The following is an 8,949-nucleotide window of genomic DNA, read 5'->3' as shown; positions in this document are numbered from 1 at the left end:
AATTAATGGAATTGGTATAACTAATGACAGTTGTATACAGCTAGGTAAGTGGCGTGGAATTAGAAGACATCTATCGTAGAGACCTTAATTTATTGGTCGCCTTAAAAGTATTGATTGAAGAGGGCAGTGTTAGCCAGGCTGCGCTTCGTCTTAACTTAAGCCAATCGGCAACCAGTCGAGTGTTAGGGCGCTTAAGAGAACTACTTAACGATCCGCTGTTTACACGCCAAGGTCAGCACCTGATTCCCACCAAAAAAGCACTCGAAATCAGCCAGCGTATTGATCAGCCCTTAGAGTCATTCCGCCAACTGCTGAGCCCGAGTGATTTCGATCCTTACTATTGCAGTGAACGCTTTCTGATTGCGACTACTGACTACGCGATGCAAACCATCTTGCCTTATGCATTGCCTAAGATTTATGAACAAGCGCCGAACATATCTTTGGAGTTTGCACCGCTGCAGCATGAGCATTTGTTTAAACAGCTCAGTACCGAACGTGTTGATATGGCGATCTGTCGTCCGAGTGGCAGCATTGCACCACTTCATCAAGAGGTCTTGGGGCCGGTCGGTGTATCGTGTCTGTTATCTAAAAATCATCCGTTAGCCGATCGATCGTTAAGCCTTGAAGACTATGTTTTACTCCCGCATGCGATGATTGCGATTAGTGATGGTGTTAAAGCGTTATTAGATAATGCTTTAGCCAATCAAAACCCACGTAAAATGGTGCTGCGTGCTTATCACCTTGAAGCCGCATTAGCGATTGTCGATAGAATGCCGTTGGTGATCACTGTACCAGCCGATCTGGCTTATTTGGTGGCAGAGCGCTATGACTTGGTTGTTAAGCCATTACCATTTGAGTTTATGCCGTTTGATTACTCGCTGATCTGGCACTCGCGCTGCGATTCTTCTGCCTCGCAACAATGGTTAAGAAGAGTAGTAAAAGAAGAGTGTGGTGAGTTGATTCAGAAGCGTATTGCGGATGTAGGTTTGGGTTAACTTAACTTAGATCTAGTTTTGGTTTACTAGAACCAAATGACCAAAATGCAAAAGGGCTGATTACTATCAGCCCTTTGTTGTTCTGAGATATTTGAGCTTTAGTTGATTACTAAAGCTTTATAACTACGCGACCAGTGATTTGACCGTTAGTGATGTCTTCTGCTGCTTGAATAGCGCCATCTAAAGACACTTCTTTAGTCGCTTGGCCGTAGAAAGACTCAGGTAGCAGCTCAGCAAGTTGTTCCCACGCTTTAATACGTTTCTCACGAGGGCACATTACCGAGTCCACACCTTGTAGGCGAACGTTACGCAGAATGAATGGCATTACTGTGGTTGGTAAGTCAAAACCGCCTGCTAGACCACACATTGCAACCGCGCCGTTGTAATCAATTTGTGCCAATACTTTCGCAAGTACTTTGCTGCCTACCGTATCGATAGCACCAGCCCACAGTTGTTTTTCTAGTGGCTTAGCTGGTTCTTCAAGTTCAGCACGCTCTACAATGCGTGTCGCACCTAGTGATTTAAGTAGTTCACCGTTTGCAGAAGCACGGCCAGTAACCGCTGCTACTTTGTAGCCTAGTTGGTTTAGTAGCGTAATAGACACGCTGCCTACGCCGCCACTTGCACCTGTTACTAAGATTTCACCGTCTTCTGGTTTGATGCCTGCATCTACGATAGCTTGCACACAAAGCATTGCTGTGAAACCTGCTGTACCGATCGCCATGACTTTCTTAGCGTCTAGACCCGCTGGCATTGGCACTAACCAATCACCGTTTAGGCTCGCTTTCTCAGCCATGCCACCCCAGTGACCTTCACCAACCCCCCAACCCGTTAGAACAACTTCGTCGCCTGCTTTGTAGCGCGGGTCATCAGATTGTGAAACCACACCAGAAAGGTCGATACCAGGAACCATAGGGAAGTTACGAACAATGCGCCCTTTACCTGTAATCGCCAAACCATCTTTGTAATTCAAAGAAGAGTAGCTCACATCAACCTTCACGTTACCTTCTGGTAATTGAGATTCATCAATTTGAGATACTGATGCGATAGTTTTTTTATCTTCTTGATTTAGTACAAGTGCTTTAAACATGATCTGCTCCGTGGGAGGAATATTAGGAAACTGAAGTAACTTTAGTTGAATCATCGAAGAAAAAATAATGAAACATCAACATTGAATCTATGCGTTTTATGCATAGAGGTGAGTGGTGCTTTTTCTCTCGCTAAGTTCGCTGAACGAATCGATACATTATTGGACGCCGAGCAATAAAAAGTGCAGCTATATAAATATAGCTGCACAAAAGATTACCCTACAAGTATTACAACCAACGACCGCTATGGGCGTTCAAATACCGTTGCAATACCTTGGCCTAAACCAATACACATGGTCGCTAAACCGTATTTCACGTCTTGTGCTTCCATCAGGTTGATTAGGGTCGTCGAGATACGAGAACCAGAACAGCCCAGTGGGTGACCAAGAGCAATCGCACCGCCGTTAAGGTTTACTTTCTCGTCAACTACATCCAGTAGACCTAGGTCTTTCGCACATGGAAGAGATTGAGCAGCAAACGCTTCGTTTAGCTCAATCACACCCATATCTTCGATGGTTAGGCCCGCACGTTTAAGTGCTTTTTTCGTCGCTGGTACTGGGCCGTAACCCATGATTGAAGGATCGCAGCCAGCGATAGCCATCGACTTCACGCGAGCGCGAATCTTCAGGCCAAGTGCGTTGGCTTTCTCTTCGCTCATGATAAGCATTGCCGATGCACCATCAGACAGTGCTGATGAAGTACCTGCTGTTACCGTACCGTTTGCTGGGTCAAATACCGGGCGAAGCTGAGATAAGCCTTCAACCGTAGTTTCTGGGCGAATGACTTCATCGTAATCCAGAGTGAACAGTGAACCGTCTGCTGCGTGAGCTTCTGTTGGCAGGATTTCGTTTTTGAAACGACCTTCAACTGTTGCTGCTTGAGCTCGAGCATGTGAGCGTGCTGCGAATGCGTCTTGGTCTTCACGGCTAATACCGTGCATTTTACCTAGCATCTCAGCCGTTAGGCCCATCATACCGGCAGCTTTCGCTACGTGTTTAGACATGCCTGGGTGAAAATCAACACCATGGTTCATTGGTACATGACCCATGTGTTCGACACCACCTATCAGGCAAATTTCAGCATCGCCAACCATGATAGAGCGGGTTGCATCATGCAGAGCTTGCATAGATGAGCCACATAAACGGTTGACCGTTACCGCACCAATCTCAATCGGTAGACCAGCAAGCAAAGCAGCGTTACGTGCCACGTTGAAGCCTTGCTCTAGCGTTTGTTGCACACAACCCCAGTAAATGTCTTCAATTTCGACAGGGTTTACTTCTGGGTTGCGCTCTAAAATGCCTTTCATCAAATGTGCAGATAGATCTTCAGCACGAGTGTGACGGAAAGCTCCACCTTTGGAACGTCCCATTGGGGTACGAAGGCAATCAACAACAACTACATTTTTCATTTTGCTATTCCTTTTCCAAATGTGGGTTACAGAGAACTGGCTTGTTGACCGTCGTAAAAGCTTTCGCCCTTCGCTGCCATATCAAGCAATAGTTGAGGAACTTGGTACATTGCACCTAAGTCTTGGTAGCTCTTCGCCATTTCAACGAAGTTACCAATACCCACACTGTCTAAGTAGCGGAATACGCCGCCTCTGAATGGAGGGAAGCCTAAACCATAAACCAGTGCCATATCCGCTTCTTGCGGTGTCGCGATGATGCCTTCTTCTAAACAAAGCACCACTTCGTTGATCATAGGAATCATCACACGTTGGATAATTGTCTGGTCATCAAAGTCTTGTGGCTGTTGGCATACGTCAGCCAAGATAGGAAGAATGTCTTCAGAGAAAGTTTTCTTCGGACGACCGCGTTTGTCTACGCTGTACGTGTAGAAACCGCTGCCGTTCTTCTGGCCGTATTTTTCAGCGACATAAAGCGCGTCAATCGCATCACGCTCTTCTTTACCCATACGCTCAGGGAAACCTTGCGCCATTACTGCTTGGGCATGGTGTGCTGTGTCTAAACCAACAACGTCTAGTAGGTATGCTGGGCCCATTGGCCAACCGAACTTACGCTCCATGACTTTATCGATTTTAGTGAAGTCAGCACCGTCACGTAGCAACATGCTGAAACCGCCAAAGTAAGGGAAAAGTACACGGTTTACGAAGAAGCCAGGGCAGTCATTAACAACGATAGGGGATTTGCCCATTTTCGCTGCGTAAGCGACTACGCGATTAATTGTTTCTTCTGAAGTATGCTCACCACGGATGATCTCAACCAAAGGCATGCGGTGTACTGGATTAAAGAAGTGCATGCCACAGAAGTTTTCTGGGCGCTTTAAAGATTTCGCTAACAGGTTGATTGGAATCGTTGAGGTATTTGATGTAAGAACCGTGTCTTCACCAACCAAACCTTCCACTTCGCTCAAAACTGCCGCTTTTACTTTCGGGTTTTCTACAACAGCTTCCACAATCACATCTGATTGCTCAACACCTGCATAATGTAGACTTGGAGTAATAGAAGACAGAATACCTGCCATCTTGAACCCATCCAGGCGACCGCGTGATAAGCGTTTATTCAACAGCTTAGAAGCTTCGTTCATACCAAGATCAAGAGACGCTTGTGCGATGTCTTTCATCATCACTGGCACGCCTTTCAATGCTGACTGGTAAGCAATACCGCCACCCATGATGCCAGCGCCAAGTACTGCTGCGCGTTCAGTTGCTTTATTCGCAGACTTACCAGCTTGTTTTGCTAAGCCTTTAATGTATTGGTCATTCAAGAATAAACCGACAAGGGCTTTCGCTTCTTCAGATTTTGCTAGCTTAACGAAGTGTTTGCGTTCGATGTCTAACGCCGCATCGCGATCGCTGCGCGCTGCTTCTTCAATTGCAATCACAGAAGTAATCGGAGCTGGGTAGTGAGGCCCTGCTTTTTGAGCCACTAAGCCCTTAGCCATGGTAAAGCTCATCATCGCTTCTAGTTTGCTTAGTGAAAGCGCTGACGTTTTTTGTTTGCGGCGTAGCTGCCAATCAAGTTTCTCATTGGCAGCCAAAGAAACAGTGTTGATCGCTGATTCTAGTAGTTGGTCTGTTTCAACAATCGCATCTAACAAACCAACTTTAAGCGCTTCATCTGCACGGCATGCTTTGCCTTGAGTGATAATTTCCATCGCGCTGTCAGCACCGATAACACGAGGTAGGCGCACACAACCACCAAAACCAGGCATGATGCCAAGTTTGGTTTCTGGTAGACCTATGCTGGTGGTCTTGTCACCGATACGGAAATCGGTAGCGAGTACACATTCACAGCCGCCGCCAAGGGCATGGCCACGCATCATTGAAAGAGTTGGGACAGGAAGGTCTTCGAGCTTGCTGAAGATTGAATTAGCGAATCTTAACCATTCATCAAGTTCTGCTTCTGGCTTAGCAAATAGGCCAAGAAATTCAGTGATGTCTGCGCCCACAATGAACGCGTCTTTGTTTGAAGTTAAGATTAAACCACGTAATCCTGCGTGAGCATTAAGAGCATCTAACGCTTTATCTAGTGATTCTAAAGTTGCAAGGTCGAGTTTGTTTACAGATGCCGGTGCACAGAAGCTTAATTCCGCAATACCATCTTGTAATTCCTTTACCTGTAGGGTGTTAGCTTGGTAAATCATTGTCTATCTCCATGACATACAATCCACGATTGTTTGAGAGAATCTTGTTATCTTTCTATTATTGTAGAGCGCCTGGTAAGACCAGTTATTCTAGTCTGTACCTCTGCTTGATTAATTTCAATACATTTTTTAAACAATTGTTTAACATTGTGCGACAGCACAGATCCTCTAACCCTTATTATTCACGCGTGATACACTTCGCCGCTCTTAATAATTAAGTTAACGATATGAATGAACAGCCCTATTTAATACCGTCAGCGTCGGCTTTATTTGAAGAAGAGATAAAAAAGAGCGTTTTTATTACTCATCTTGCTCATACTCCAAGTGTAGAAGCTGCTAAGCAGTTCGTTGAACAGGTAAAAAAAGAGCATTCTTCAGCGCGACATAACTGTTGGGGCTTTGCTGCAGGGCGACCTGAAGACTCGATGAAGTGGGGCTTTAGTGATGATGGCGAACCCTCGGGTACTGCTGGAAAGCCTATCTTGGCGCAACTGTCTGGTTCAGGTGTTGGCGAGTTAACGGCTGTAGTCACTCGCTATTCAGGCGGAATCAAGCTCGGTACTGGTGGTTTAGTTAAGGCTTATGGTGGTGGAGTACAACAAGCTCTCAAGCTGCTTCAAACTATCGAGAAAAAAATAACCACAAAATTACGGCTAGAGTTAGACTATGGCTTTGTGCCGATTGCACAATCCATCATGGCTCAGCATCAGGCTGTTGAAGTCCAAGCGGATTATGGTGTTCAAGTTGAGCTTATTATTGAAATAGAGCTCCTTCAGGTAGATTCGTTTACCCAAACCATGATCAATAAAAGCGGTGCTAAGGCACTGGTAACGAAAGTCAAAGACAACTAGGAAGTGTGAAGCATTTCGCTTCGTTCAATAGCTCATGCAATTTCGCTCAATTATTCGAATCGTCGGATTATTATTAGCACTTTTTAGTGTATCAATGCTCGCACCTGCGCTCGTCGCTCTGATCTATCGAGATGGTGCGGGTGTGCCATTTGTGACGACCTTTTTTGTTCTCTTATTCTGTGGAGCAACCTGCTGGTTTCCAAACCGACGTTATAACCATGAATTGAAAGCGCGTGATGGCTTCTTGATTGTTGTTTTATTCTGGACGGTAATCGGTAGTGCGGGTGCGCTGCCGTTTTTGATCGCCGATAACCCCAATGTGTCGGTAACCGATGCTTTCTTCGAATCCTTCTCTGCATTAACAACCACGGGCGCGACCGTTATTGTCGGCCTCGATGATCTGCCTAAGGCGATTCTGTTTTACCGCCAGTTCCTGCAATGGTTTGGTGGTATGGGTATCATCGTATTGGCGGTAGCCATCCTCCCTGTTCTGGGTATCGGTGGTATGCAGCTATATCGTGCTGAAATCCCGGGTCCAGTAAAAGATAGCAAGATGACTCCGCGCATTGCTGAAACGGCAAAAGCGCTTTGGTACATCTACCTGAGCTTAACCATTGCTTGTGCAGTAGCTTTTTGGCTTGCTGGGATGAGTTTCTTTGATGCCATCAGTCATAGCTTCTCTACTATTGCGATTGGTGGCTTCTCGACTCACGATGCGAGCATGGGGTATTTCAATAGCCCTGCTATCAACATGATTACGGTCGTGTTCCTTCTTATATCTGCATGTAACTATTCTCTTCACTTTGCGGCATTTGCTTCTGGTGGCGTGCATCCTAAATATTACTGGAAAGACCCTGAGTTTCGCGCTTTTATTTTTATTCAAGTCGTCCTGTTCTTAGTTTGTTTCTTATTACTGCTGAATCATCACTCTTACGATTCGTATTATGATGCTTTCGATCAAGCCTTGTTCCAGACAGTATCTATTTCAACAACCGCAGGCTTCACCACCACCGGTTTCTCTGAGTGGCCGCTATTCTTACCTGTGTTGCTTCTGTTCTCTTCTTTTATAGGTGGTTGTGCAGGTTCAACGGGTGGCGGTATGAAAGTCATTCGAATATTACTGCTTACTTTACAGGGTGCTCGTGAAATGAAGCGTCTTGTTCACCCGCGTGCTGTCTATACCATCAAGGTTGGTGGTTCGGCGCTACCACAACGTGTCGTTGATGCGGTTTGGGGCTTCTTCTCTGCATACGCATTAGTTTTTGTGGTTTGTATGTTGGCTCTTATTGCTACGGGGATGGATGAGCTAAGCGCTTTCTCTGCCGTAGCGGCAACGCTGAATAACCTTGGCCCGGGCTTAGGTGAAGTGGCAATGCACTTCGGCGATGTGAATGATAAGGCCAAATGGGTGTTGATCGTATCTATGCTGTTTGGTCGTTTAGAGATATTCACCTTATTAATTTTATTGACCCCTACGTTTTGGCGTAGCTAAGGACAACATTGTGGCAAAAGCTCTATTTTTGTATTCAAGCCGTGAAGGGCAGACCAAGAAAATCTTGAACTATATAAAAGAAGAAATGAATGAGTTCGAATGTGAGCTTCAAGATCTGCACACTATTAGTAATGTCGACTTTGCTCAATACGATAGAGTGTTGATTGGTGCATCTATTCGTTACGGCCACCTTAATAAGAAGCTATATAAGTTCATTGATGCCAACCTTGCTCAGTTGCAATCCAATAAGGTTGCCTTCTTCTGCGTTAACTTAACGGCTCGTAAAGAAGACCAAGGTAAAGACACCCCTGAAGGTAGTGCCTATATTAAGAAGTTTCTTCTTAAGTCACCATGGCAGCCGACTCTAATCGGTGTATTCGCGGGTGCTCTCTATTACCCTCGTTATAACTGGTTCGATAAAACCATGATTCGCTTCATTATGAATATGACAGGCGGAGAAACGGACACAACCAAGGAAGTTGAGTATACGAACTGGGAAAAAGTCTCTTTATTCTCTAAGAAATTGCAAGAGATGTAAGAGAAAAGCCTACTTTTGAGGCGTTTTGTGCTCTTTTTAATCGAACGAATAAAAAAACGAGAAAAACTTCAAAAAGGGCTTGCCAGTGTGATCGAAATCTCTATAATGCGACCTCGTTGAAACGGGAAGGCTTCATAAGAAACCAAAACGAATCAGCAGGTCAAATTAGCCAAGCTAAGCGCTTGAAAAAAGTTTTGAAAATAGTGATTGACACTAAAACTTAAATCGCTAAAATGGCCGTCCGATTTGAGCGAAGCTCAAAAAGGAAAAGCTCTTTAACAATTTAAACCTATCAATCTGTGTGGGCACTCGTTGATGAATATCAAAACGTTATTGGTTCTTTTTCGAAAGAGCGTAATAACAGTTACTTCGGTAACAA

The 8,949-nt window shown here is 45.1% G+C and carries 7 protein-coding genes; 4 read left to right on the top strand and 3 right to left on the bottom strand.

Annotation, left to right across the window (positions count from 1 at the left end):
• Window positions 1-53 precede the first annotated feature (53 nt).
• A complete protein-coding gene (locus AACT19_RS23680; RefSeq protein WP_017096587.1) occupies window positions 54-995 on the top strand; it encodes a LysR family transcriptional regulator in 942 nt (313 codons plus the stop codon).
• Between the two features lie 109 nt (window positions 996-1,104).
• Here AACT19_RS23680 and acuI read toward each other — a convergent pair whose 3' ends face one another.
• The 3 genes from acuI to fadB all read right to left on the bottom strand — a co-directional run bounded on the left by acuI (window position 1,105) and on the right by fadB (window position 5,689).
• On the bottom strand, window positions 1,105-2,085 hold the full coding sequence (gene acuI / locus AACT19_RS23675; protein WP_017094369.1) for an acrylyl-CoA reductase (NADPH): 981 nt from the start codon (window positions 2,083-2,085) through the stop codon (window positions 1,105-1,107).
• 242 nt (window positions 2,086-2,327) lie between these two features.
• The gene (gene fadA / locus AACT19_RS23670) at window positions 2,328-3,491 is read right to left on the bottom strand and encodes an acetyl-CoA C-acyltransferase FadA (protein ID WP_004736671.1); all 1,164 of its coding nucleotides are present in this window, start codon (window positions 3,489-3,491) and stop codon (window positions 2,328-2,330) included.
• Between the two features lie 26 nt (window positions 3,492-3,517).
• Window positions 3,518-5,689, bottom strand: a complete 2,172-nt coding sequence (fadB, locus tag AACT19_RS23665; RefSeq protein ID WP_004736670.1) for a fatty acid oxidation complex subunit alpha FadB — start codon at window positions 5,687-5,689, stop codon at window positions 3,518-3,520.
• Window positions 5,690-5,916: 227 nt separating this feature from the next.
• On the opposite strand from fadB, the gene AACT19_RS23660 reads away from it, so the two are divergent.
• The 3 genes from AACT19_RS23660 to hemG are packed head-to-tail and all read left to right on the top strand — an operon-like array spanning window position 5,917 to window position 8,570.
• On the top strand, window positions 5,917-6,540 hold the full coding sequence (locus tag AACT19_RS23660) for a YigZ family protein (protein ID WP_004736669.1): 624 nt from the start codon (window positions 5,917-5,919) through the stop codon (window positions 6,538-6,540).
• 34 nt (window positions 6,541-6,574) lie between these two features.
• Complete coding sequence (locus AACT19_RS23655) at window positions 6,575-8,032, top strand: TrkH family potassium uptake protein (RefSeq protein ID WP_076649059.1); 1,458 nt, start codon at window positions 6,575-6,577, stop codon at window positions 8,030-8,032.
• Window positions 8,033-8,042: 10 nt separating this feature from the next.
• Window positions 8,043-8,570 (top strand): menaquinone-dependent protoporphyrinogen IX dehydrogenase, encoded by a 528-nt coding sequence (gene hemG, locus AACT19_RS23650; protein WP_004736667.1) that lies wholly within the window; start codon window positions 8,043-8,045, stop codon window positions 8,568-8,570.
• Window positions 8,571-8,949: the final 379 nt, after the last annotated feature.

Source organism: Vibrio sp. 10N.222.47.A9, assembly GCF_963872585.1.
GTDB lineage: Bacteria > Pseudomonadota > Gammaproteobacteria > Enterobacterales > Vibrionaceae > Vibrio > Vibrio splendidus.
Note: the sequence above shows the minus strand (reverse complement) of the source record. Positions and strands in the feature narration are given on the sequence as shown.